This is a genomic window from Enterococcus sp. MMGLQ5-1 (assembly GCF_013155265.1).
In the GTDB taxonomy this organism is placed as follows: domain Bacteria; phylum Bacillota; class Bacilli; order Lactobacillales; family Streptococcaceae; genus MMGLQ5-1.
In genome coordinates, this window is the sequence record NZ_JABJXU010000009.1 from 94650 (window position 1) to 118135 (window position 23486).

Here is a 23486-nt window from a genome sequence, read left to right on the forward strand (position 1 = left end):
TTATTTTTTGCCTGTTTTTTCAAAAGTTTTGTCCGATTTGCTTGCAATAATTTGTGATACACGTTATCATTTAATAGTAAAAGGTTTATTTTTTTTACTTAGTGTGGGGCGTTTTTTGAACAGCGGGGCATAAAACGACAGAGGCGAATTTAATGAAAAATGAAGAGCTATTTGAAACGCTAGTGCCAGATATGATGGATACCTTAGAAAGACGCTTTAGAATTTTAAGGCAAATCTATTGGATGCAACCAGTCGGTCGAAGAAGCTTGATTGAATCGATGGGTTTAACCGAGCGCTTGCTTCGTTCTGAAACAGAAATGCTTCGAGAATTAGAGTTAATTAATATTTCAAGAAGTGGTATGACTCTGACAGAACAGGCGATAGAGTTTTTTCCAGCAATGGAACGGACGATGAACCAGCTTTATTCCACTCGTGAAATTGAGAAGGAGCTGAAAAAGCTATTTGGTAATCGTCGTGTTATTGTTTTAGCTGGAAATATAGATAGTCAGCCTAAAATCATCAATGAGCTTGGTCGAACGGTCACGAAGTCTTTAAACGAATGTCTACCAAAGGGCGAAAATATTATCGCTGTTATGGGTGGCTCAACGATGTCAGGTGTTGCAGAAAATATGCAGTCTCTTGAGACAAACACTAGACACAATATCTTTGTGCCAGCACGAGGTGGTATAGGTGAAACAATCAGTTTACAAGCAAACAGTGTTGCCGCGATGATGGCAAAAAACACAGGTGGTACGCATCGTGTGCTTTATGTACCAGAGCAAGTAAGCAAATCAACTTATGATTTGCTGATTGAAGAGCCTGCAATCCTTGATACTCTAAGACTGATTGAAAAGTCAAATTGTGTCGTGCACGGTATTGGACGTGCAATTTACATGGCAAAACGCCGAAATATGACAGAAGAAGAGATTTTGAATTTAAGAAATCTTGGCGCTGTCGCTGAAAGCTTTGGATATTTTTTCAATGAAACGGGGGAAATAGTTTACAAAGTTCCCCGGATTGGTATACAATTGAACCAGTTGGAAAAGATTCCGACCATCATGGCAATTGCGAGTGGTAAGCGTAAGGGCAAGGCCGTGAAAGCTTATATGCAAAATGCACCAAAGCAGACTTGGTTAATTACCGATGAAGCATGTGCAAAAGAAATTTTAAGCAACACCCAAATCTGATTTAAAAGGGGTCTTCCCTTTTATATAAAAAATTTTTGATTTTCATAAGGAGGAAATCTACAAATGACAGTTAAAGTTGGTATTAATGGTTTTGGACGTATTGGACGTTTAGCACTTCGCCGTATTGAAGAAGTTGAAGGTGTTGAAGTTGTTGCTATCAATGACTTAACAGATGCTAAAATGTTAGCTCATTTATTAAAATATGATACAACTCAAGGACGTTTCAACGGTACTGTTGAACTTGCTGAAAATGCTTTCGTTGTAAATGGTAAAACAATTGCTGTATCTAGCGAACGAAATCCTGAAAACATCGGTTGGGACAAATACGATGTAGACGTTGTATTAGAAGCTACTGGTTTCTTTGCTTCAAAAGAAAAAGCTGAATTACACATTAAAGGCGGCGCTAAAAAAGTTGTTATCACTGCTCCTGGTGGAAACGACGTTAAAACTGTTGTTTACAACACAAACCATGAAATCTTAGACGGAACTGAAACAGTTATCTCAGGTGCTTCATGTACGACTAACTGTTTAGCACCAATGGCTGACTTCTTAAACAAAGATTTCGGTATCGTTGGCGGAACAATGACTACAATTCATGCTTACACAGGTGACCAAATGACTCTTGACGGACCACACCCTGGTGGAGATTTACGTCGTGCCCGTGCTGCTGCTGCAAACATCGTACCTAACTCTACTGGTGCTGCAAAAGCAATTGGTTTAGTAATTCCAGAATTAAACGGTAAATTGGATGGTGGTGCTCAACGTGTGCCAGTTCCAACAGGTTCATTAACTGAATTAGTTTCAGTGCTTGAAAAAGAAGTAACAGTTGAAGAAGTTAATGCTGCTGCAAAAGCTGCATCTAACGAAAGCTTTGGTTACAACGAAGATCAAATCGTTTCTAGCGATATCGTAGGTATGAGCTTTGGTTCATTATTTGATGCAACTCAAACTAAAATCGTTAAAGCTGGTGACAAACAATTAGTTAAAACTGTTGCTTGGTACGATAACGAAATGAGCTACACTTCACAACTTATCCGTACTTTAGCTTACTTTGCTAAATTAATTAAATAATTAGATTATTAATTAATAGGTCTACAAAGGAAGGCGGGGGAGCTTATCGCTTCCTCGCCTCTTTTTGATAACAACAAGCATTATACTTGAGGAGGAAAACTAAGAAATGGCAAAATTAACTGTTAAAGACGTTGATTTAAAAGGCAAAAAGGTTTTAGTTCGTGTTGACTTTAACGTGCCTTTGAAAGATGGCGTAATTACTAACGATAACCGTATTACAGCTGCATTACCAACAATTAAATATATCATCGAGCAAGGTGGTAAAGCGGTACTTTTCTCACATTTAGGTCGTGTTAAAGAGGAAGCAGATAAGGCTGGTAAATCATTGGCACCAGTTGCCAAAGCTTTAAGCGAAAAATTAGGTCAAGAGGTAATCTTTGTCCCTGAAACTCGTGGTGCTAAGCTTGAAGCTGCAATCAACGATTTAAAAGACGGTCAAGTATTATTAGTTGAAAACACTCGTTTTGAAGACATTGATGGTAAAAAGGAATCTAAAAATGATCCTGAGTTAGGTAAATACTGGGCTTCACTTGGTGATGATATCTTTGTTAATGATGCGTTTGGTACAGCTCACCGTGCGCACGCTTCAAACGTTGGTATTTCATCAAACGTTTCAAAAGCAGTTGCTGGCTTCTTATTAGAAAATGAAATTAAATTCATTAAAGACGCCGTTGATACACCAGTTCGTCCTTTTGTGGCAATCTTAGGTGGTTCAAAAGTTTCTGATAAAATCGGTGTCATTGAAAACTTATTAGCGAAAGCTGACAAAGTTATTATCGGTGGCGGTATGACTTATACTTTCTACAAAGCACAAGGTATTGAAATCGGTAATTCATTAGTTGAAGAAGATAAAGTTGAGCTAGCTAAAGAAATTATTGCTAAGGGTGGCGATAAATTAATCTTACCAGTTGACTCAAAGGAAGCGAATGCTTTCGCTGATTACACAGATGTTAAGGATACTGCTGGTGAAGCGGTAGATGCAGGCTACCTTGGTCTTGACATCGGTCCTAAATCAATCGAAAAATTTGCTAAAGAAATTGAAGGCGCTAAAACAGTTGTTTGGAACGGACCAATGGGCGTTTTTGAAAATCCTGATTTCCAAGCTGGAACAATTGGTGTAATGGATGCTATTGCTGCCCAAGCTGGTGCAACTTCAATCATCGGTGGTGGTGATTCAGCAGCAGCAGCAATCAATTTAGGTCGTGCGGATAAATTCTCATGGATCTCAACTGGTGGCGGTGCTTCTATGGAATTGTTAGAAGGCAAAGATTTACCGGGCTTAACTGCATTAACAGAAAAGTAAGGCTTAACTCAGCCACCGGAATGAAAGCTTTTGCATTAGGTGCTAAAGAACATTTTTGCGAGAAGAGAAACAAACCCGAAACGAATGTTACACAGCGATAAATCGCTGTGTAGTGAAGTGTAGGGCTTTGTGACGAGGTGGCGGTGCTTCTATGGAATTGTTAGAAGGTAAAGACTTACCAGGCCTAACAGCTTTAACAGAAAAATAACAATTAATAATTAATAATTAATAATTGAAAATTAAAGGAGAAATCATGTCACGCAAACCAATCATTGCAGGTAACTGGAAAATGAACAAAACCTTAGCAGAAGCAAAAGCCTTTGCTGAGGCTGTAAAAACAAAAGTACCTTCTAAATCAGTCGTTGATTCTGTAATCGGCTCACCAGCTTTATTTTTAGCACCCTTAGCTGAAATCTTAAAAGGTTCAGATGTTCAATTAGCTGCTCAAAATAGCTACTTTGAAAATGCTGGTGCCTTCACTGGTGAAAACTCACCGGCTGCAATCGCTGACCTTGGTGTTGAATACATCATCATTGGTCATAGTGAACGCCGTGAGTACCAACATGAAACTGATGAAGAAATCAACAAAAAAGCGAAAGCAATCATTGCAAATGGTGTTACACCAATCATTTGTTGTGGTGAAACGCTTGAAACCTATGAAGCTGGTAAAACTGGCGAATGGGTTGAAGGTCAGATTACTGCAGCTTTAAAGGATTTAACACCTGAACAAGTTTCTAACTTAGTAATTGCTTATGAACCAATCTGGGCAATCGGAACTGGTAAATCAGCAACAGCTGATACAGCAGATGAAACCTGTGGCGTTGTGCGTCAAACTGTTGAAAAATTATACGGTAAAGCTGTTTCTGAAGCTGTTCGTATTCAATACGGTGGTTCTGTTAAACCAGAAAACATTGCGGAATATATGGCTAAAGAAAATGTTGACGGCGCCCTAGTCGGCGGCGCATCATTAGAAGCAGAATCATTCTTAGCATTACTAGCTGCAGTGAAATAATCTATTATTCAAATGATTTTAAAGCGCCGCCGACTCAGTGCCTCACAAAAATGAAAAATTATCTAAAAAGCTGAGATGGCCGCTTGGCGACGTCGCAAAATAGGAAATTTTAAGATTCTATGTTCACACAGGTTTTAAAATTTATCTTTTTGCCAGTCGCTGGTCATCGAAACTAGATTTTACATTCATTAAGTAATGATGATTTTCTCAGCGACTACTAATCAATTTTATCTTCCTTTGGTCGCTTAAATTGAAAGTAGTGCTGAGTACCATTTTTGTGAGAAAAGGAGAGATTGCGAAACGATAGACAAGAAAATAGTTTTTGATTTTCTTGTCGCAAGTGTAGCCTGTCTCGACGCGTGGCGCATCATTAGAAGCAGAATCATTCTTAGCATTACTAGCTGCAGTAAAATAATAGGTTTATTGTGACATCGGTATTGTTTCTCAGAAAGAAACCCAAAATCACCTGAAACTTATTGCTTTACTCAGGTTAAGAATCCAATCTAAATCTTATAGGTTTAAATTTGCTAAATATTAGTGCTTTTAAGCTGAGTAACATTTGAATTTTACTGTAAAAAGTTATAAAATTAAATTGTCGTTAGGGGAAGGTCCCTTAATATAAAAAACTCAAAGGAGAGAATTTACAATATGTCAATTATTACTGATATTTACGCTCGCGAAGTCCTAGATTCACGTGGTAACCCAACAATCGAAGTGGAAGTTTACACTGAATCAGGTGCATTTGGACGTGGTATGGTTCCTTCAGGTGCTTCAACTGGTGAATACGAAGCTGTTGAATTACGTGATGGCGACAAATCTCGTTATGGCGGAAAAGGTGTTGAAAAGGCAGTTGCAAATGTGAATGACATTATTGCTGAAGCAATTATTGGCTATGATGTTCGTGATCAACAAGCGATCGACCGCGCAATGATCGCTTTAGATGGTACTCCTAACAAAGGTAAATTAGGTGCGAATGCGATTTTAGGTGTTTCAATCGCCGTAGCTCGCGCTGCTGCAGACTACTTAGAAGTGCCTTTATATCACTACTTAGGTGGTTTCAACACTAAAGTGTTACCAACTCCAATGATGAACATCATTAATGGTGGTTCTCACGCAGATAACTCAATTGACTTCCAAGAATTTATGATTATGCCTGTTGGCGCACCAACATTCAAAGAAGCATTACGTTATGGTGCTGAAGTATTCCACGCATTAGCTGCAATCTTAAAAGCTCGTGGTTTAGCAACTTCAGTTGGTGATGAAGGTGGATTCGCTCCTAACTTAGGTTCAAACGAAGAAGGCTTTGAAGTAATCGTTGAAGCAATTGAAAAAGCTGGCTATGTTCCAGGTAAAGATATCGTTCTTGCTATGGATGCTGCTTCTTCAGAATTCTTTGATAAAGAAAAAGGTGTTTACGTATTAGCTGACTCAGGCGAAGGCGAAAAAACAACTGAAGAAATGATTGCTTACTATGAACATTTAGTTAACACTTACCCTATTATTTCAATCGAAGATGGTTTAGATGAAAACGACTGGGATGGTACTAAGAAATTAACTGAAGCGCTTGGTGAAAAAGTTCAATTAGTTGGTGACGATTTATTTGTTACAAACACTGAAAAATTATCAAAAGGTATCGAGCTTGGTGTAGCTAACTCAATCCTTATTAAAGTTAACCAAATCGGTACTTTAACTGAAACTTTTGAAGCAATTGAAATGGCTAAGGAAGCTGGCTATACTGCTGTTGTTTCTCACCGTTCAGGTGAAACTGAAGATTCAACAATTGCTGATATTGCGGTTGCAACTAACGCTGGTCAAATCAAAACTGGTTCTCTTTCACGTACTGACCGTATTGCTAAATACAATCAATTATTACGTATTGAAGACCAATTAGGTGACGTTGCAGAATACAAAGGCTTGAAATCATTCTACAACATCAAAGACACTTCTCGTTTCTAAAAAGTCCTTTAGACTGATAGAATCTAAGATTGAGTGAAGCAGTCGAGATTAATTTCTCGGCTGTTTTTTGCTTTAATTAATTGATTCATTGTTTATGTTATTATTAATATATTATATTATTAATAAATACTTGGAGGCTATTATGAATTTTTATGGGATTCAATATTTAAAATCACAATCGAATATTAATGATTATTTAAAATACTTTTTTATCTTCGGCTCGCTGATTGTTTTGGTAGTCGTTTTTAGCTTATATCTTCGGCATAGATTAGAAACAAAATATCGAGATTTAAGTATCATTTTTTTCTTATTTTTATTATTTTCACTTGGTGTCCAGTATTCTGATTATCAAAATAATGAAACCAAGCACTCGCAATCCTCTCAAATGGTTAATTTTGTCGAGCGATTATCTGATACGAAAAAGATTGGTGCCAACGAGATTTATGTTAATTCAACAGAGCTCGTAGATGGTATTATTGTCAAAATAAATCAAAGCTATTATACAGTTAAGCTAAGTCCAGATCAAAGTTCCTATACACTAAACGAAACGTATTTGATTGGTGAAGCGCAAATAATTAATAAATAGTCAGGAGAGCTCAAAATGCAATTATACAGCCCAATTATTATCAAGCTTGCACTTGGTATTATTTGTTTAGTCATTCAAATTAATTTAATGGGTAAGGGTAACCTCGCCCCAACCTCAGCGATGGATCAGGTGCAAAACTATGTTCTCGGTGGTATTATCGGTGGTGTTATTTATAATGATTCAATCACCGTCCTGCAGTTTGTTATGGTTTTGATTATCTGGACTTTACTTGTTCTCATTTTAAAATATGCTAAAGAGCATAATAGATATATTAAAATGATGGTTGATGGCAAGCCGATTCCCTTAATTGAAAATGGACGTTTGAAGGTTAAGGATTGTCTTAGGAGTGGTATTTCGGCAAATGAATTGATGTTTAAGCTACGCTCTAATGGTGTTTATGAGATTGAACAAGTCAAGCGAGCCGTACTTGAGCAAAATGGTCAGCTGACAATTATGGAGTTTGGTGATGAAAATATTCGCTATCCAATTATTGTTGATGGTCAGGCAAATTTGGATGTCTTAGAGTTAATTAGTAAAGATGAGTCATGGTTGTTAGAGCAGGCAAATACAAGAGGCTTTGACAAAATAGGCGATGTCTATCTTGGAGAATATGTTTCTGGAAAGCTTAATCTCTACGGTTATTTTGAATGACTCAACGTTGGCACCGCTCGTTGAGTTGTTAATTTGGGATTACTGCTGTGAATATTGTGATATTCGCTTTTAAAACTTTTTCCGTAATAAACAGCAGGGGGTGAATGGACACCTGCCAAATCTATTTAAGAGGTGCTTATGGAAAATAGTTTTTATATTATCGATAATCATTTACGTATCAAAAGTGATATTGGTGCGAAGCGGACGTTTGCCAATCCGCGGTATAAGGAAAACACTGTTCATTTAATTGAGGATTTTTTTCATTTCACGCCAAAGGATATTTACTTTATTCAGCCATACCATCCAGAAACCATGCTGACAGACAGTGGTAATTTAGCCTCTGAAACAGAAGTTGATATCTTGGTCGACATGGCTGACGATCAGCAGATCATTATCTAGATTCAGTTGCGCAGCCACCCTTATTTTATGGAACGGATTTTACACTATGAGGCAAGCCGCTATGCCGATAACTATGGTGACAAAAAACGGCATGCACCAAAAGGCTTTGCCAAATACTACAGCTCACTAATACCAGTCTATACGCTATGTATAATTGATTTTATTGCCTTTCAAAAAGATGACAGTTATTTTCATAAGTTTGAGCTATACGACCGAAAAAATGACATTTTTTATCTCGGTGAAAAAAACGAACAATTATTGCAAATCGCCATTCTAGAGCTTGCAAAAGTCGGGAAAACCAGTGATAATGTAGTTAGAAATTGGGCGAGCTTATTCCGTTTTAATCAAGTAGACGAGGCCGCTCCTGACTATCTCAAGAAGATTGTGACGGAAACCGAAGTGTTATCACTCAAAAAGGAGGAGATTGCCATGATTAGCGAAAGGGAACGTAATAAATTGCACAGTCAGCTGTATCTGGAAGAATCATTTCTCGAAGGTGAAAGACGAGGTAAGGCAGAAGGTATAGAACAGGGTATAGAACAAGGGCGACTGACAGAAAGAATTCATCTTGCGCGAAAGCTTTTTCAGCAGGGTGTTGATTTATTGTTGGTTCAATCCGTGACAGGTCTTGACGAGGTGCAATTGCAGGAAATACAGGGCGTGTCTAGTCAGGATAATAAATAATTAAACCATCGTTCGTGGTCATCAGTACTTCGAGCGATGGTTTTTAGCTGTTTTCGTGACCCTTTCTCGGAAACAATTCCAAATTCACTGTCAGACGGTGTTTTTTTTGTGAACTCGGTATTGTTTCTCGGAAACAATTCCAAATTCGCGTTTCAGATGGTGTTTTTTTGTGAACTCGGTATTGTTTCTCGGAAACAATTCCAAATTCGCGTGTCAAATGGTGTTTTTTTGCGAATCCGGTATTGTTTCTCGGAAACAATTCCAAATTCGCGTTTCAGACGGTGTTTTTTTGTGAACTCGGTATTGTTTCTCGGAAACAATTCCAAATTCGCGTTTCAGACGGTGTTTTTTTGTGAACTCGGTATTGTTTCTCGGAAGCAATACCAAATTCGCGTTTCAGACGGTGTTTTTTTGTGAACTCGGTATTGTTTCCGGGAAACAATGCCAGATTCACCGACAGCTCGTTGATTTTTCCATCGGCAATCAACAAAACTCATTTTTTTATCATTTATTCTTGCGTTATCGGCTTGAAAAGATTAAAATTTAATGTGATAATAGTTTTTTTATAGTGAATGAGGGGAGGTTATATGGAATTTAAGCTGATGCGTGTGCTTGAACGGATTAATCATGATGATAAGCTTGCTCAGTCGGTTTCAAAAGCTTATTTGAGGGGGATTATTGATGATTGCCCCAATCTTGAGGCGACGGCAGACGAGCTTTTTAAGCTATCGAGGCAGGTTGATTTAGGGGTGGATTTGACACAAGCAGAGATTAAAGGCTGGTTAGCTAATGCTGCCTCATTACCAGCGCTTGAGCTGCAGGGAGAAGGCTATGGTGATGAAGTAATTTATTTAAATGAGCTTGCCAATCGAGGTTGGTTTGTTTGCCGATTGCAAATCCTCGATGCGACTCGTGAGGTGATTTGGAGTGGTAAATGGCTGAGTGCTGGCTATAGTGAGTCCATCGATATGGATTGGTTTGGCGCAGGGGATAAGCTCAGAGACGGTGATTTGTATTTTATTCATGTCGAAGTGTCAGCTGGCAAAAACATTTTAGGCCCAGGATTTACCTATCGGATTGGTTGGCATGGTGCTGAAAGAGGTGAAGCAAGCTTTGAGGCTACAAATACAACCTGTGATCCGATTTTAACGAGAATTAAATAAAATGAAAAAAGCCTTGATTTTTATAATTATTTATAATAAACTACTAATCGTAAGCTAATTTTATCTAACGATATGATGAAAATATTATTAGATGACGATTTGTATATCGAGTGCTAGTTTATAGAGGTACCTTGACAACTGAATGGGTTAAGATTACAAGGCATTGTTCAAGCGAAGGGGCGTTTGGGCAAGATTAGCTACAGTGGCAAATCAAGGTTTTAATTAATGGGGATTTCCCGAAATTAAATAAAAAATAATCTAAAGGGTATTATTGGAGGAGAAAAAATGAATTTAAACAAGCATAGTTTATCTCGAGGGGAAAGCAAGCAATCTTTTAAAATGTATAAGCGCAAAAAACAGTGGGTCGTTGCACCGTTATTGTTTGCCGTTGGCATACAGCTAGCAGCGGCACCGATTACCTCAATCAGCATTTTAGGTGCGCAAAGGGTGGCGGCAGACAATGTTGTCGACACTGATATCACAGCGTTCAATGCTTATAAAAAAGCAGCAATTGATGAGGTGAATGGCATTACTAAATTATCTGCCGAGGCTAAAAAAATTGCGGTTGACACGATTAAAGCATTAGCTTTAACAACATCTGAAGACAATGGAAATATTGCTACTAAACAAGCTAGTGTTGATGCTGCTGTTTTGACTGCCTACAAATCTGTCGGAGCATCTGTCTCAGCCGATTTTGTGAAAATCTATACTGACCAAGTGACTGCTTTGGTCACTGCTGGTTTAACTGAAGCCCATGGGGAAGACTTAGCTACTGACCTTGGAGATGAAACTGACGGAACTGACTCACTTGCTGCTTTGGTTTCAGTGATTTCAGATTTTGCAAGCAGAGCTGTTGCTAAATCTGGTTTAGCCCTTGCGCTGAGCAAGTTAGAAAATCAAATCACAGCAATTACACCGTATCTTGATGAAACGATTGCGACCTATACTGAGCTTGCCAAGGAAGATAAATATCTTGCAGATCAGGTTGGCTTAGAGGCTAAAAAACAAGCTGCTCTTGCACTGATTGATACTTTTGTTAAAAAAGGCTTAGGAGCTATTGGTGCTGCGACAGCAAGAGAAAGTATTGCCGGTGCACAGGGTGAATCTGGTATTGCAACCGCTCTTGATACTGCAAGAGAGACTCTTGCAACTGACTTAGAGGCTGCTGCCGAAGCGGCTGAGGCCCTTGCTTTAGCCAAAACGAAAGCTAAGGACGGCTTGAGTCAATTGACCAACCTGTCAGCTGAACAGGTTGCTGACTATAAAGTGCAAATCGACGCAGCGAAAAGTACAGCTGAGGTTGCAGCAATTGTAGCCTTTGATGACGCTACCGTTAATGGTGGTACTGCTTTTACTGAAAATAGCCGTCTCGTAGCATTAACTAGCGAAAAAACAACTGCTAATGAAGCTGTTGATGACCTAGGAGGCTTGTCGACTGCTCAAAAGACTAGCTTTAAAGCCCAAATTACTGCGGCCAAAAATGCGGCTGAAATTGCTGTGATTAAGAAAAAAGCGATTCAGGCGGATACCCTAGCGAAAGCCGCTGCGGCAAATAATCTCGGTAAGGTTGATGATTTGCTAAAAGTATTCTTTGGTGAGGGGAAAACTTCTGCATGGACGGTTACAGACGATGGCTTAGAAACTCCAGCAGCCGATTCAGATTTTGCTAAAGCTGCTTTAGCTGCAACGACTTCTGCTGAATTGGTTAAGGTCATCACTGATGCCTATACTGCTGCCAATACAGCCGCGGATCAGCTATTAATCGAAGGCACAGGTGGCGCTGGTGTTGACGCTGCCGGGATTGAAACCTTAATCCAAACCGGCGGACAGGCTAACCTTGACGCCGCTCAAGGAAAGATTAATCAATTGATCGATACCGCTAAAAAGGCTGAATTACAAGCTAAATTAGATGCGGCTCAAGCATTGCTAACAGCTAAAACAAATGCGAAAGCAGCGATTAATGAGTTAGCTTATACATCACCTGCTGATAAGGCAACAGCCTTCACCTCAGTTGATAAAGCGACAACAGTTGAAGAGATTGAAGCTGTGGTGACGGCAATCCAAAAAGCTGACTGGTTAATCTCTGATACACCAGTTAAAGCCTTGATTTTATTAGATTTGGAAAATGAAAACTTTGCTGCAGCTAAAAATAAGCTTGAAAATATCAAGGATCCTGAAACCAAGGCAGCGCTTGAAAAGCTAATTGCTGCAGCTGAAAGAGGACTGATCTTAGATGACGTGGTTAATTTGCCTGATGCAGAAGCAAAAGCAGCAATCGAGTGGCTATTAGATAATAAAGTCACCACAGGCTATGCCGATACTGATAACGACGGTCATACTAACTTTGGCGTTAACGATAGCTTGACACGTCTTCAAACCGTGCTTTTCCTATATCGTTTGGCAGGTAGTCCAAAAGCAGCAACAACAACTGCTTTCCCAGACCTTGCCGATCAAAATGATGAAGCTAAAAAGGCGGTCAATTGGGCGAAGGCAGCAGGTATTACAACTGGCTATGGTAACGGCTACTTTGGTCCAAATGATAAGGTAACTCGTGAACAATTTGCCGCCTTCTTATATCGTGAGGCGGGAGAACCAGAAGTTGTAGCTGATCAAGTCTTTGCAGATGTCCCAGCGAGCAATCAATTTGCTAAGGCAATTACATGGCTAGCGGCCAATAATATTGCTAAGGGCTATGGCAACATTTTTGGTGCAAAAGATAACGTGATTAGACAGCATGCAGCATTATTCTTGAAACGTTTTAGTGACGTGACCAAACAATCAGCTGAATAGCTAGCAGCTTCCCTGCAATACTAAAAACTAGAGTCATCAGTGACATTCAAATGAATGGTCGCTTGTGGCTCTAGTTTTTTTACGTATAGCAGGCTGTATATGTTTTTTTTCTAAGAAAACGTATCGGTACCGCCTTTTTTTGAAATCGGTCTTGTTTCTCAGATAGAAAACTAAATTTACTTGCTAGTTGTTATATTTCTGCGAAATCGGTCTTGTTTCCGGGAAAGCTAGGACTAGTTCGCAATTTTTACTCAGCATGCTCTAGGATGACGCGTTTGTTTAATGGCTGCACCTTTCGATTATTGTGTGAGTAGAGCTTTTTGAAATCATCGATTTGAGAAGCTGAAACCTCAACAGGCTCTTTCATTACGTACCATTCTACATTTTCATTTAATGGTGGTGTTGTTAATGAGCCTAAGTAGTGGTAGTAGCTCTTGTTTGCTGGAATCATATCATCTAGGTCAGTGATTGGATTTGTTTCTTCATTATTGACATCATCTAAGACCTCCTGAAAACCTTTGTTTTCAGCACCCGCTTTAAAGAAAACACCGATAACGGCAATTCGCCCGTCCTGAGCAGTGTTCACGAAATGTGCTTCCATTGGATAGTGCTCGCCATTAATAGTGTGCTCACTTTCACTGTGGAAATGGAATTGGCTTAGTACGAAATTTCTGCCATTAATTACAGCGGTTCCGCCATCAGTAATTTGAATGCTGTGACCGTTATTTTCTGCCTTGGTGATGTCTTTGCCGTAGTCCAAGCTGATTTGTCCTGTGTCAGGGCTCATAGCTATTGTATCCTTAGTTGTGATATCAATCGGTGATTGCATTTCGCCTGAGGTAAACTCCCAATCTTCTTGGTCATCATAGTCAATATGCTCAGCCTTTTGTGAATGCTCAGCTGTTTCTTTAGTTGAGCTATTTTCGCTCTGATTTTTATTAGTACCGCAAGATATTAGCAGTAAGCTTGCGCTGGCTAACATGATGATTGAAAATAGATTTTTTTTCATTTTTTGACATCTCCCAAATAGTTATTTTAAATAAAACACTTAAATATTATATCTCATTATATTGATGAAAGGAACAGTCGTTTTTTATATTTGTTATTTTAAAAAGCTGAAACATAATAGAATATAAAAAAATTGCCTAGCACTGAGAGTGTAAGCAATTCTTTTTATGATTTAAATTTTCAATAGCAGTTCTCTTAAGTCGTAAGATAAATTGAGAAGTACATAAAGGTTGCCCCAGCCATTACAAATAAATGCCAGACAACGTGCATAAATGGTACCTTATTCAAGCTATAAAAGACAGCACCCAACGTGTAGCATAGACCACCAATTAAAAGTAGTAGAAATCCATTCCAGCCAAGCGCGTCTAGTAAGGGTTTAACTGTTAAAATACATAGCCATCCCATAATAATATAGATAATTGTTGATATTTTGGGGATTTTAGATAGCTTGGGTAAAAACACTGACTTGTATACAACACCAAGAATGGCTAATGCCCAAATTGTAACTAGCAGGGCAATACCAACCCAGCCCTTGAGGCTTATCAAGCAATAAGGCGTATAGGTGCCGGCAATCAGTAAGTAGATTGAGCTATGATCGAAAATCTGAAAAACAGTTTTTGCTTTTGTAAAAATTAAGCTATGGAATAAGGTAGAGCATAGAAAGAGTAATATTAATGTACTGCCATATAACGCATAGGCTGTTGTGGAAACAACATTGTGTGATTTAATTAATAAAAAAATCAGTCCAACGATTGCTAAAATCATCCCAATCCCATGTGTGACGGCGTTAAATACCTCGTTGACAATTTTATATGCTTTACTTTCTAACATTTCTACCTCCGTTCTGATTAGATAATTGTATTAGCTAACACATCTATATCATAGCACAAAATAATTATAAAGCTTATTAAAATAGTGAATCAAATTATAAAGATTTGTTAGAAAATCTGACAATCTTGCTTGAATGTGAAATTGGTATTGTTTCTCGGAAACAATACCAGATTCACGTGTTAGGTGGTATTTTTTTGCGAAATTGGAATTGTTTCACGGAAACAATACCAAATTCACGTGTTAGGTGGTGCTTTTTTGCGAAATTGGAATTGTTTCACGGAAACAATACCAGATTCACGTGTTAGGTGGTATTTTTTTGCGAAATTGGAATTGTTTCACGGAAACAATACCAGATTCACGTGTTAGGTGGTATTTTTTTGCGAAATTGGAATTGTTTCACGGAAACAATACCAGATTCACGTGTTAGGTGGTGCTTTTTTGCGAAATTGGAATTGTTTCATGGAAATATATTAAAATTTTTATAAGAAGCGATTTAAACCTTTCAAAAATACGAAGTATTAATTAGACATAAATAATTAGGAGGTGCTGGAAGAATGAATGATAAGCAGCATTTATTATTAATGTTAATGAAAGGTTATTTGAGAAAAAATCCATATGCTGTATTTAGTTATACTAATGCAGCGCTTTTGTATGGAACGCCGAGATGGGATGGTGAGGGTCAAAGTGAAATTCATACAGTTCAGTTAAGCAAAAAATTTGTTAATCGAAAAGTTATTACTCATATTCATCCACATTTTTCGCAAATGGAGATAAGAGGTTTTAAGGTTGTTTCACTTATTGATTTGCTTACAGAAATTTGCCTTTATGATACAGCAATTTCAGCTATTTCGTCAATCAGTCATCATTTACATAATAATGATTTTACAATTGAAGAAATTTTGAGTTATTGTGAACAGAACAAGTGGAAGGGTGGTATTGCAAGACTGAGACATTATTTGAGATTTGCTAGTGTAAATGATGAATCCCCGTTGGAAACTAAAGTTCGATTGAAATTGTATGAAATGGGAATGGTTATTCCAAAACAACAAATAGTAATTTTTTGTCGTAATGGTAAGAATTATCGTGTAGATTTTTTATTTTTATTTCGTGGTAGGAAGGTAATTCTGGAGGCAGATGGTCTTATAAAATACAGTGAAGATGTTAATGCGAGATCTGCTGAACGTCAAAGAGAATCTGATTTACTTAATGAGGGCTATGAGATTATGCGTGTGATGAATTCTGATTTAGATAATAACCGTTTTTTTCAGCAACTAGATCATTATGAAATTCCCCATCGTAGATATTTTGGTCGGAAAATAGAAAAAGTTCACTATTAATTAGCCAAATTTCCCTGTTAAGAGCATTTTTTGCGAATACGGCATTGTTTTTCGGAAACAATACCAAATTCACGTGTTAGTCGGCTTTTTTTTGCGAATACGGCATTGTTTCCCGGAAACAATACCAAATTCACGTGTTAGTTGGCTTTTTTGTGCGAATACGGCATTGTTTCTCGGAAACAATACCAAATTCACGTGTTAGTTGGCTTTTTTTTGCGAAAACGGTATTGTTTCCCGGAAATAAATCCAATATCATCAACCAAGCGTTTGATTTTAGCGAAAAAGCTGTCACGGTTCGTGTGACAGCTTTTTATAATATTTTAACCACCTTGATAAAGGTCGAAGCTAAACTCATCATTCATGGTATCAATTTGCTTGGCCTTAATATATAAATCCTTGCCGAGATTAAGCTGGTTGAGCTGTAGCTCGATATAATTTTTCTTGGCATCAATTTTAACAAATTGTGGTACAGCATATTCCTTGGCGACAAAGGATAGAACAGCCGACGTTGGTAGGCTTAGGGTACCCGCGGAAACGCTTTTGACCTTGAGCTGAATATTGCCGTTTTCTAATTTATAAGGTTCAAAATAAATAAAGAGTGGCACTTCAATACCCAAAAACTGATAGCTACCTTCTAAAACGACTTGATCATCGAGATAAAACTGATAGCTCAATTTTTTGGTTTGATAGTCTGCTAAGAAAGTATTAATAATTTTATTAATTTTTGCTTTATTGGTTGTAAAGGTTGCTAATGTATCACCTTTTTTGGCGATTGTTGCGGTATTATTTATGACGGGTTCTCTGTTTTCTGTAATTCTGAAGCCAACAAATAGCAAAGCGCCGATAATTAAGCCTAAGAGTACCAAAAAAGCAATTTTCCATTCGTTAAAACGAACAATCTTTTTTCTAATGTCATGTGATTTCACGTTACCACTCATCCTTTGTCTGTTTAATTTTACTCATAATCGCATTCGCCATAATCTGATAGCCTGTATTATTTGGATGGAAGTGGTCTTCTTCAAACAAGGCATCATTTGTAATTGAGGCGTTATTGTCGCTTTCGCCCTGACTGGTCACACCCTCATCACCATTAATGCCTTTATAAAGGACATCGTTAATTGGTACAAAATAAGCTTTGTTTTCGGTGACGGTTGTTTCGGTTTCTTGATTCCAGTTATCAATGACGTCCTGCATGGTGGTAATTTCAGGAAAATTTAGATAGAAAGGATTATAGATACCTAAAACATAAATTGGCGCATTTTTATTGTATTTGCGAATGAGCTCGATTAATGTAACCAATCTTTTTTGATAGGCTTTAAGTGGTTTTTTGAATGAATTTTCAGATAGATCATCAAAATTTTCGCGAATAACCTTCATCACATCATTGCCACCAACGGTTAGCGTAATGATTTCTGCGTTTTTTATCGAATTTTGAATTTTTTTCTGTTCTTCGATTCGCTTAATAATTTGACTACTGGTGTTACCGCTGACCCCATAATTAGCGCTTTCAACACGATAGCCATAGGTAGCATCTAATTGGTCAGCAAGAATCGGTACAAAGCCACCCTGATTGGTTGAGTCACCAACACCTTGAGTAAGTGAGTCGCCAATTGCTACAAAATCAAATACTTCAACTCTTTTTTCAATTAAAAAATTTTTATTATTAAATTCTGTACCTGCCTTTGGTATCGATAAACTGAGTAGGATAAAACAGAGCATCGCAACGATTGCACATAGGCCCCACTCGGTTAATATTCTTTGTTTTTTATTCATAATATATAAAATTTATTAATAGTACATAATGGCCCATGCACCAGGACCGGTATGCGTTGCGATAATTGAGCCAGTATCTAGTACAGGGATTGAAATTTGTGGTAAGTGACTGCTAAGCTCAGCCTTAAATTTTTCAGAAAGCTCAAGTCCATTAGCATGAGAAATGCCTAATGCCGTAATTTGTGAAAAATCAACTTCATTTTTCCAGTCCTCAAACCATTTCATAAATGTTTTTGTGCCGCGCCCTTTGACGATTGGTCGAAGCTCACCATTAATAAATTCCATAACAATTTTAACATTTAGAAAGTTAGACATAACGCCAGTCAGACGACTAATTCTTCCGCCTTTAACTAGGTTATCGAGATTAGTGATGCCAATATAGAGCTTGGTTTTATCTTTGACTTCGGCAATTTTATTTAAAATTGCTGCTTTAGCTTCACCGTTTTGAGCTAATTTAGCTGCTTCAATGACCTGAAAAGCCAGTCCCTGATCAGTAAAACCAGAATCAATAACGGTGACATCTCCTTCAACTAGCTTACTAGCTTGTCGCGCAGCCTCTACTGTTCCGCTAAGGGATTGCGACATGTGGATAGAGATGATTTGACTGCCATCAGCCATTAATTTTTTATAAATTTCTACAAATTCACCAATTGGTGGTTGACTTGTTTTTGGCAATGTCTTACCCTGTGCCATCATTCGCATAAATTCACTACCGGATACTTCGCTATCCTGATAGACAACACCATCAATCATAAAAGACAAGGAAACAATGGTAATTCCTAATTTTTCGGCAAGACCCTCTTCAATTGTAATTGAAGAATCAGTCACGATTTTTATGCTACTCATAAAATGAATACTCCTTTTTTAATCCACGGACCTGCACCCTAGTCGACTTGACCTTGCTGGTTCGTTTTCGGTTTGAATTGGAAAATAATAAAAAACTGGTTATCTAACGCTAATTTATAAAGGGTTATAACGATTCTACCAGTATTATGTCTATTTCGATTATATCAAAGTATATATTTTTTTTCATAAATAAATATTTAAAATTAGTGAAAATGCTATAGTGGCGGAAGACAATAAATTTTAGTTGTGAAAATCAGATAAAAAAGAGGCTGGGACATAAAGTCCTAACCCCTTTCGTATTGTTCGTAATTTACAAGCTTTCTCTCTCAAAACTGTTCAAATAGATAAGTCATTTAATCAGACAGGGAACGTCTGACTAGATAAACGAATGATTCGTCTATTTTTCACAGTTTTAATCGGAGATAGAAAGCAGTTTGTTTATCTAGCACATTGATTTACCGAAACACTCCTTAAACAATAAAATTTTTCAACAGCTCAACTAGAACGCTAAAGCGTTAAGCTTCAGATGTCTTAAGCTTATTGTTTACTGTTCATCATGGCTCTAAAAGAATTCGATTAGAAAGTGAAACATAAGAGGTACTATGCGTATATCTATGTGTAACTTTCTTTTTTTAGACGGATTAGAGTTTGATAAGCAATCACATTTTGCTTTTATACTTAAGGGACAAGGCGACAACTGCAATGCCATAGGATGATAGATGCCTAAAAAGCTGAAACGGCTTGCTTTGAAAGTTGAGCATAAGACTGGAAAATAGTAAAGGCGTTCTTTGCCTATCTATTTTTTCAGCTTATGCCGATACTTTCAAGCCGTTGAAGCTAGATTATCTAAAAAGCGTAAACGGCTTTTGTCCCACCTTCGATTGCTTAAATATTAAGCATAGCTGAGTCTTTTTTCCAATATTTTTGAGATGATACTTAAGAAGTAGCAGATAATGAAATAGATTACTGCTAAGAGTAAGAACATTGGTATTACGTAATTAGAATTTTGACCATAGATAATCTGTGCCTGATGGGTTAATTCTGGTAATGAAATAATGATGGCAAGTGATGTATCTTTAACTAGCGAAATAAATTGAGAAACCAATGCGGGAATCATCATTCTAAAGGCCTGCGGAAAAATGATATAAAACATTGTTTCTTTTTTGCTTAGCCCGGTTGATAGACCTGCTTCCATTTGCCCTCTAGGTATGGCAACTAATCCTGCTCGAATAATCTCAGAAACCATTGCAGACTCAAAGATGGTCAAAGCAGTAACGGCTGCCCAGAATATATTGAAGCGAATGCCTGTTAGCTGCGGAATCGCAAAGTAGGTAAAGAATATGATGAGTAGCAGTGGTAAATTTCGGATAATATCAATAATTAATCCAACAATTTTTGAAATAATCGGTAGCTTGGCAAAGCGTAACCAGCCGAGCAGCGTACCGATTAAGAAGCTTAATAGAATCGAAGCTGTAGCGACTTGGAAAGTGACGACCAGACCTTTGAAAAGGAAGCGTAAATTAATCCAAGAATAAGCATCTATAAAATTTTCCATTAATTTATCCTCCTATCCTTCTGTAATTGACCAGCGGCGTTCTAAATAATTCATCAGGTAGCTTAATGGTAAAGTCAGAATTAGATAAAAACCAGCGATAACGATGTAAGTGTTAACTGTATCAAAGGTTAAGCTTGCAATCGCATCGCCTTGATACATTAAATCAAGACCAGCAGCAACCGCTAAAATTGAACTATTTTTAACCAAGTTGATAAACTGATTGCCAAGTGGTGGAATGACAATCTTAAAGGCTTGTGGTAAAACAATGTATTGATAAACTTGGAACGAGGTGAAGCCACTGGATAATCCAGCTTCAACCTGTCCGATTGGGACACCAAGAATCCCTGCCCGAATGGTTTCGGCGATAAATGCTGAGGTATATAGAGCAAGTCCGATTGTACCGGCAGTGAAGCCGTCTACAGGTAGCCCGCTCATTGGTAAGACAATGAAGAAAAACATCACAATGACTAAAAGTGGAATGTTTCTAAAAATTTCGACATAGGCTTTGGCTAAAAAGGCGACTATTTTATTTTTAGTAAGTTGTAAGATTGCCATTAGTGTGCCAATGACTAAGCTTAAAATTAGAGCAATAACGCTTGAAAAGAGGGTTACCTTAAAGCCGGAAAGTAGCTCAGGCAAGTAGTTTTGAATGATTGTTAGCATAACTTACTCCGCCTCCTTCAAATTTGGGAACCATTTATTATAAATTTTATCGTAGGTACCGTTTTCGTGTAATGTGTCTAAAGCCTTGTTGACTTGTGCTAAAAATTCAGTTTGACCTTTATTGATGGCGATACCATATGGCTCATTAGTGAAGTTACCGCCAGTTAATTCATAGCCGGGGTTGTCGGTTTGTAAGCCCAAAAGGATTGAATTATCGGTTGTCATTGCATCACCTTGACCGGATTTGAGTGCAGTAAAGCATTCTGCATAGTTTTCAAATTCTAAAACCTTAGCCTCTGGCGCTGCTTTTTTGATATTGACTACTGAAGTCGAGCCTTTTACAGCTAGGACTGTTGTAGAGGAATCAAGATCTGCAACGGACTGGATATCGGATCCTTTTTTAACTAAGAGCGATTGTCCCGCATCAAAATAAACCTGTGAAAAATCAACTTGCTTCTTACGTTCATCTGTAATCGTCATCGTTGCAATAATTGCATCAATGTTACCATTTTTTAGTAAAGGGATTCTCGTTTTACTCGTTACTTCGACAAATTCTGCTTTATTTTCATCGCCAAGTATTTCTTTAGTAATTGCTTTAGCGATATCAATATCGAAGCCTTCAATCGCACCTGTTTTAATATTAATCATGCCGAATAATCTTGTATCATTCTTAACGCCCCAAATAATTTTTTGGTCACTTTGAACGATTTCAGCTACATTTTTATCTGCTAAGCCTTTATTGCACCCTGCCAGTACTAACAAGGTCACAAGGCTTACCACAAGTGGTAGCAATTTTTTGATTGGTTTCATCATCATGTGCTCCTATCCTTCTTCTTATTCATTTTTTATTAATCTTGTAGCATTAGTCAGAAATGACTTTGTCAGAGGTGTGATTAATAATTTTACTTAAGAATTGTTTGGCACGTTCTTCCTTTGGATGATCAAAGAAGCCTTGAACATCAGTGGTATCTTCAAGGATTTGACCTTCAGCCATAAAAATAACACGATCTGCTACTTCTCTGGCAAAGCCCATTTCATGAGTGACAACAATCATGCTCATACCTTCTTTGGCTAATTTTTGCATAACTGCTAAAACATCACCAATCGTCTCTGGATCTAAGGCTGAGGTTGGTTCATCAAATAATAATAATTCCGGGTTCATTGCCAAGCCTCTCGCAATCGCAATTCGTTGCTTTTGACCGCCAGAAAGTGTATTTGGATAGGCGTCCTTTTTATCCCACATACTAACAAATTTTAAGAATTTCTCAGCAGTTCGGGTTGCTTCTCTAATGTCTTGACCTAGAACCTTGACAGGCGCGAGGGTAATATTTTCTAAAACGGTTTTATGAGGATAAAGGTTGAAATGCTGGAAAACCATTCCAGCTTCCTTACGAAGCTTAGTTAATTCTTTTGGACTAGCCTTGGAAACATCGTGCCCATTTACATCAAGTGTTCCGCTATTGATTTCCTCAAGTGCGTTAATTGTCCGAATTAATGTTGATTTACCGGATCCAGAAGGACCGATTAAGACAACGACTTGTCCTTTCTCGATTTCGAGATTGATATCTCTTAGTGCATGGTAATCACCATAATATTTTTCGACGTGAGAAAATTTTATCATACAGAGCACTTCCTTTTTTATAATTTTGCATGAAATGTTATAAAATCTAACATAGCGCTTTTTTAGTTTATCAAAGCTTTAAACAAATGTCAAAATTGAAAGATGAGCAAGCCGACTGAAATAGCGGTTTCAAACGCATTTTACTGGTTTAATAGTTAAAAAAAAGCCTTTTTTTATACTGTGATTTCGTAAGTCTTTAAAAAAAGCCTGTAATTAGCTTAGCAAAAGATGCCTTGCTTTTACATTTGTTCTAAAATTAGCTATAATAAAGAAACAATGGGAAAGTGGGTGTACTGATTGAAAAAAATTCTAATTGTAGATGATGAAAAACCGATTTCGGATATTGTAAAATTTAATTTAACTAAAGAGGGTTATGAGGTTTCAACAGCTTTTGATGGTGAGGAAGCGATTCAAAAATTTAATGAGGAACATCCTGATTTGGTATTATTGGATTTAATGTTACCGAAGGTGGATGGTCTTGAGGTAGCCCGTGAGATTCGTAAGACCCATAATACACCAATTATTATGGTCTCTGCCAAGGATTCGGAGTTTGATAAGGTATTGGGCTTGGAATTAGGTGCTGATGATTATGTGACCAAACCATTTTCAAATCGTGAATTGATTGCGCGTGTCAAAGCCAATTTACGTCGTGGTGGAGAAAGTGAGCCTAGTAAGCAATCAGATGATTCTAAAGAGGATATTGCGATTTCGGAATTAACGATTCACCCTGAAGCGTATATTATCTCAAAGCGTGGTCAAAAAATCGAGCTGACTCATCGTGAGTTTGAGCTGCTTTATTATCTTGCCAGTCATATTGGTCAAGTCATGACTCGTGAGCATTTATTGCAGGTTGTTTGGGGCTATGATTATTTTGGCGATGTGAGAACAGTTGATGTTACCGTTCGACGTCTTCGTGAAAAAATTGAAGATTCACCAAGTCGTCCTGTTTATTTAGTGACACGTCGAGGTGTGGGCTATTACTTGAGAAATCCGGAGACTGATTAGGTACGTTAGCTAGCTAAATCAAGCCGAGCTGATTATGCCAAATAA

General features: G+C 37.7%; 22 protein-coding genes. 13 read left to right on the forward strand and 9 right to left on the reverse strand.

All coding sequences use genetic code 11. From position 1 onward, the window contains the following. Positions 1-152 precede the first annotated feature (152 nt). The 11 genes from HOY35_RS09995 to HOY35_RS10045 all read left to right on the forward strand — a co-directional run bounded on the left by HOY35_RS09995 (position 153) and on the right by HOY35_RS10045 (position 12802). A complete protein-coding gene (locus HOY35_RS09995) occupies positions 153-1187 on the forward strand; it encodes a sugar-binding transcriptional regulator (RefSeq protein WP_172213233.1) in 1035 nt (344 codons plus the stop codon). A 63-nt stretch (positions 1188-1250) separates the two neighbouring features. Continuing rightward, positions 1251-2258, forward strand: coding sequence for a type I glyceraldehyde-3-phosphate dehydrogenase (gene gap, locus HOY35_RS10000; RefSeq protein ID WP_172213235.1), 1008 nt, complete (start codon positions 1251-1253; stop codon positions 2256-2258). Between the two features lie 106 nt (positions 2259-2364). Further along, positions 2365-3561, forward strand: a complete 1197-nt coding sequence (gene pgk, locus HOY35_RS10005; RefSeq protein WP_172213237.1) for a phosphoglycerate kinase — start codon at positions 2365-2367, stop codon at positions 3559-3561. A gap of 253 nt (positions 3562-3814) precedes the next feature. Continuing rightward, on the forward strand, positions 3815-4573 hold the full coding sequence (gene tpiA, locus HOY35_RS10010; RefSeq protein WP_172213239.1) for a triose-phosphate isomerase: 759 nt from the start codon (positions 3815-3817) through the stop codon (positions 4571-4573). Between the two features lie 648 nt (positions 4574-5221). Next, positions 5222-6529: a phosphopyruvate hydratase gene (eno, locus tag HOY35_RS10015; RefSeq protein WP_172213241.1), complete on the forward strand. Its 1308-nt coding sequence runs from the start codon at positions 5222-5224 to the stop codon at positions 6527-6529. 142 nt (positions 6530-6671) lie between these two features. Next, positions 6672-7115, forward strand: coding sequence for a DUF3290 domain-containing protein (locus tag HOY35_RS10020; RefSeq protein ID WP_172213243.1), 444 nt, complete (start codon positions 6672-6674; stop codon positions 7113-7115). A 15-nt stretch (positions 7116-7130) separates the two neighbouring features. After that, positions 7131-7766, forward strand: a complete 636-nt coding sequence (locus tag HOY35_RS10025; protein ID WP_172213245.1) for a DUF421 domain-containing protein — start codon at positions 7131-7133, stop codon at positions 7764-7766. A gap of 138 nt (positions 7767-7904) precedes the next feature. Beyond that, positions 7905-8165, forward strand: coding sequence for a hypothetical protein (locus HOY35_RS10030; protein WP_172213247.1), 261 nt, complete (start codon positions 7905-7907; stop codon positions 8163-8165). Positions 8166-8171: 6 nt separating this feature from the next. Then, the gene (locus HOY35_RS10035) at positions 8172-8849 is read left to right on the forward strand and encodes an Rpn family recombination-promoting nuclease/putative transposase (protein WP_283770056.1); all 678 of its coding nucleotides are present in this window, start codon (positions 8172-8174) and stop codon (positions 8847-8849) included. A gap of 587 nt (positions 8850-9436) precedes the next feature. Beyond that, complete coding sequence (locus tag HOY35_RS10040) at positions 9437-10012, forward strand: hypothetical protein (RefSeq protein WP_172213251.1); 576 nt, start codon at positions 9437-9439, stop codon at positions 10010-10012. Positions 10013-10297: 285 nt separating this feature from the next. Beyond that, on the forward strand, positions 10298-12802 hold the full coding sequence (locus HOY35_RS10045; protein WP_172213253.1) for an S-layer homology domain-containing protein: 2505 nt from the start codon (positions 10298-10300) through the stop codon (positions 12800-12802). Positions 12803-13049: 247 nt separating this feature from the next. Here the strand turns inward: HOY35_RS10045 and HOY35_RS10050 are convergent, their stop codons facing one another. Both HOY35_RS10050 and HOY35_RS10055 read right to left on the reverse strand, forming a co-directional pair. After that, positions 13050-13811, reverse strand: coding sequence for a carbonic anhydrase (locus HOY35_RS10050; protein WP_172213255.1), 762 nt, complete (start codon positions 13809-13811; stop codon positions 13050-13052). 194 nt (positions 13812-14005) lie between these two features. Then, positions 14006-14641, reverse strand: a complete 636-nt coding sequence (locus HOY35_RS10055; protein WP_172213264.1) for a hemolysin III family protein — start codon at positions 14639-14641, stop codon at positions 14006-14008. Positions 14642-15195: 554 nt separating this feature from the next. Between HOY35_RS10055 and HOY35_RS10060 the strand changes: the two genes are divergently transcribed. Continuing rightward, entirely contained in the window at positions 15196-15978 is a 783-nt protein-coding gene (locus HOY35_RS10060) for a DUF559 domain-containing protein (RefSeq protein ID WP_172213266.1), read from the forward strand. Between the two features lie 320 nt (positions 15979-16298). Here the strand turns inward: HOY35_RS10060 and HOY35_RS10065 are convergent, their stop codons facing one another. The 7 genes from HOY35_RS10065 to HOY35_RS10095 form a co-directional block, all read right to left on the reverse strand. After that, positions 16299-16904: a YpmS family protein gene (locus HOY35_RS10065; RefSeq protein ID WP_172213268.1), complete on the reverse strand. Its 606-nt coding sequence runs from the start codon at positions 16902-16904 to the stop codon at positions 16299-16301. Between the two features lies 1 nt (position 16905). After that, positions 16906-17751: an SGNH/GDSL hydrolase family protein gene (locus HOY35_RS10070; RefSeq protein ID WP_172213270.1), complete on the reverse strand. Its 846-nt coding sequence runs from the start codon at positions 17749-17751 to the stop codon at positions 16906-16908. Positions 17752-17766: 15 nt separating this feature from the next. Further along, a complete protein-coding gene (locus tag HOY35_RS10075) occupies positions 17767-18597 on the reverse strand; it encodes a DegV family protein (RefSeq protein WP_172213272.1) in 831 nt (276 codons plus the stop codon). A gap of 892 nt (positions 18598-19489) precedes the next feature. Continuing rightward, positions 19490-20152, reverse strand: a complete 663-nt coding sequence (locus HOY35_RS10080) for an amino acid ABC transporter permease (protein WP_172213274.1) — start codon at positions 20150-20152, stop codon at positions 19490-19492. Between the two features lie 12 nt (positions 20153-20164). After that, positions 20165-20815: an amino acid ABC transporter permease gene (locus HOY35_RS10085; RefSeq protein ID WP_172213276.1), complete on the reverse strand. Its 651-nt coding sequence runs from the start codon at positions 20813-20815 to the stop codon at positions 20165-20167. 3 nt (positions 20816-20818) lie between these two features. Further along, entirely contained in the window at positions 20819-21625 is an 807-nt protein-coding gene (locus HOY35_RS10090; RefSeq protein ID WP_172213278.1) for a transporter substrate-binding domain-containing protein, read from the reverse strand. 52 nt (positions 21626-21677) lie between these two features. Then, positions 21678-22436 carry an amino acid ABC transporter ATP-binding protein gene (locus HOY35_RS10095; RefSeq protein ID WP_172213281.1) on the reverse strand — a complete coding sequence of 253 codons (759 nt, stop codon included), beginning with the start codon at positions 22434-22436 and terminating at the stop codon, positions 21678-21680. Between the two features lie 297 nt (positions 22437-22733). Here HOY35_RS10095 and yycF point away from each other — a divergent pair, with 297 nt between their 5' ends. Continuing rightward, positions 22734-23441, forward strand: coding sequence for a response regulator YycF (gene yycF, locus HOY35_RS10100; RefSeq protein WP_172213283.1), 708 nt, complete (start codon positions 22734-22736; stop codon positions 23439-23441). Positions 23442-23486 lie beyond the last annotated feature (45 nt).

What these genes read in the sequence shown, in the direction of transcription:
- HOY35_RS10050 (WP_172213255.1), bottom strand. Translation starts at nt 13,811, where the DNA reads ATGAAAAAAAATCTATTTTCAATCATCATGTTAGCCAGCGCAAGCTTA.
- gap (WP_172213235.1), top strand. Translation starts at nt 1,251, where the DNA reads ATGACAGTTAAAGTTGGTATTAATGGTTTTGGACGTATTGGACGTTTA.
- HOY35_RS10080 (WP_172213274.1), bottom strand. Translation starts at nt 20,152, where the DNA reads ATGGAAAATTTTATAGATGCTTATTCTTGGATTAATTTACGCTTCCTT.
- HOY35_RS10075 (WP_172213272.1), bottom strand. Translation starts at nt 18,597, where the DNA reads ATGAGTAGCATAAAAATCGTGACTGATTCTTCAATTACAATTGAAGAG.
- HOY35_RS10060 (WP_172213266.1), top strand. Translation starts at nt 15,196, where the DNA reads ATGAATGATAAGCAGCATTTATTATTAATGTTAATGAAAGGTTATTTG.
- HOY35_RS09995 (WP_172213233.1), top strand. Translation starts at nt 153, where the DNA reads ATGAAAAATGAAGAGCTATTTGAAACGCTAGTGCCAGATATGATGGAT.
- HOY35_RS10085 (WP_172213276.1), bottom strand. Translation starts at nt 20,815, where the DNA reads ATGCTAACAATCATTCAAAACTACTTGCCTGAGCTACTTTCCGGCTTT.
- HOY35_RS10090 (WP_172213278.1), bottom strand. Translation starts at nt 21,625, where the DNA reads ATGAAACCAATCAAAAAATTGCTACCACTTGTGGTAAGCCTTGTGACC.
- HOY35_RS10070 (WP_172213270.1), bottom strand. Translation starts at nt 17,751, where the DNA reads ATGAATAAAAAACAAAGAATATTAACCGAGTGGGGCCTATGTGCAATC.
- HOY35_RS10045 (WP_172213253.1), top strand. Translation starts at nt 10,298, where the DNA reads ATGAATTTAAACAAGCATAGTTTATCTCGAGGGGAAAGCAAGCAATCT.
- HOY35_RS10020 (WP_172213243.1), top strand. Translation starts at nt 6,672, where the DNA reads ATGAATTTTTATGGGATTCAATATTTAAAATCACAATCGAATATTAAT.
- HOY35_RS10095 (WP_172213281.1), bottom strand. Translation starts at nt 22,436, where the DNA reads ATGATAAAATTTTCTCACGTCGAAAAATATTATGGTGATTACCATGCA.
- HOY35_RS10030 (WP_172213247.1), top strand. Translation starts at nt 7,905, where the DNA reads ATGGAAAATAGTTTTTATATTATCGATAATCATTTACGTATCAAAAGT.
- HOY35_RS10040 (WP_172213251.1), top strand. Translation starts at nt 9,437, where the DNA reads ATGGAATTTAAGCTGATGCGTGTGCTTGAACGGATTAATCATGATGAT.
- tpiA (WP_172213239.1), top strand. Translation starts at nt 3,815, where the DNA reads ATGTCACGCAAACCAATCATTGCAGGTAACTGGAAAATGAACAAAACC.
- eno (WP_172213241.1), top strand. Translation starts at nt 5,222, where the DNA reads ATGTCAATTATTACTGATATTTACGCTCGCGAAGTCCTAGATTCACGT.
- HOY35_RS10025 (WP_172213245.1), top strand. Translation starts at nt 7,131, where the DNA reads ATGCAATTATACAGCCCAATTATTATCAAGCTTGCACTTGGTATTATT.
- pgk (WP_172213237.1), top strand. Translation starts at nt 2,365, where the DNA reads ATGGCAAAATTAACTGTTAAAGACGTTGATTTAAAAGGCAAAAAGGTT.
- HOY35_RS10055 (WP_172213264.1), bottom strand. Translation starts at nt 14,641, where the DNA reads ATGTTAGAAAGTAAAGCATATAAAATTGTCAACGAGGTATTTAACGCC.